Origin of the sequence: Neosynechococcus sphagnicola sy1 (assembly GCF_000775285.1) — a bacterium.
Classification (GTDB): domain Bacteria; phylum Cyanobacteriota; class Cyanobacteriia; order Neosynechococcales; family Neosynechococcaceae; genus Neosynechococcus; species Neosynechococcus sphagnicola.
In genome coordinates this window covers 1-774 of record NZ_JJML01000104.1, presented here as the reverse complement: position 1 = coordinate 774, position 774 = coordinate 1, and the positions used below count along the sequence as shown (strand labels likewise).

Genomic DNA, 774 nt, shown 5'->3' with positions numbered 1-774 from the left:
CCTTTAGCTCTAGCAGTTGATAACAGTCTGCAAGATTCATTGCAATCGAAAATGGCAGAATTACCTAACAATTCTGCCACTAGTTAATAAGACTGTGATGGCAGTGTTCCCAAGATACACCTAAAATTCAACCGTCTTATGAGGTGCGATCTTCAATCAACCCGGTCAATCAGACCATACTCTTTGGCTTCGTAGGGTGAGAGGAAATAGTCCCGATCCATATCTTTTTGAATCCGCTCGATTGGCTGCCCCGTGCGTTCGGCGTAGATACCATTGAGTTCTTTACGAATCCGCAGAATTTCGCGGGCTTCGATTTCAATGTCACTGGCCTGACCCCGAGTCCCTCCGGAGGGTTGGTGGATCATAATCCGGGAGTGGGGGAGGGCTAGTCGCTTGCCTTTGCTGCCTGCCATGAGCAAAAACGAACCCATGGAAGCTGCTAAGCCAACACAGATGGTGACCACCTCCGATTTGATGTGTTGCATCGTGTCATAGATTGCCATCCCAGCTGTCACAGACCCACCGGGGGAGTTGATATAGATGAAAATGTCCTTGGTTTGATCGTCGGAGTCCATGTAGAGGAGGCGGGCGATGATCGCATTGGCCATGCCATCGGTGACTTCTCCACTGAGGAAAATAATGCGCTCTAGGGCAAGACGCTCGTAGATGTTAATCCACTGTGTGTAGGGCTCCCCTGGAAAGCGGTGGGGGACTCTGGGAATACCAATGGGCATGACGTTTTTCCTTGCGAGGTGTGAATGATGCTGACTTAAC

1 protein-coding gene is annotated in these 774 nt (G+C 50.0%); it reads right to left on the bottom strand.

The genetic code is table 11. The features are described from left to right. Positions 1 to 152: 152 nt before the first annotated feature. Positions 153 to 734, bottom strand: coding sequence for an ATP-dependent Clp protease proteolytic subunit (locus tag DO97_RS20280; RefSeq protein WP_036537146.1), 582 nt, complete (start codon positions 732 to 734; stop codon positions 153 to 155). Positions 735 to 774: the final 40 nt, after the last annotated feature.

Bases quoted from the DNA above. Each gene is read 5' to 3' on its own strand.
- DO97_RS20280 (WP_036537146.1), bottom strand. From the start codon at position 734: ATGCCCATTGGTATTCCCAGAGTCCCCCACCGCTTTCCAGGGGAGCCC.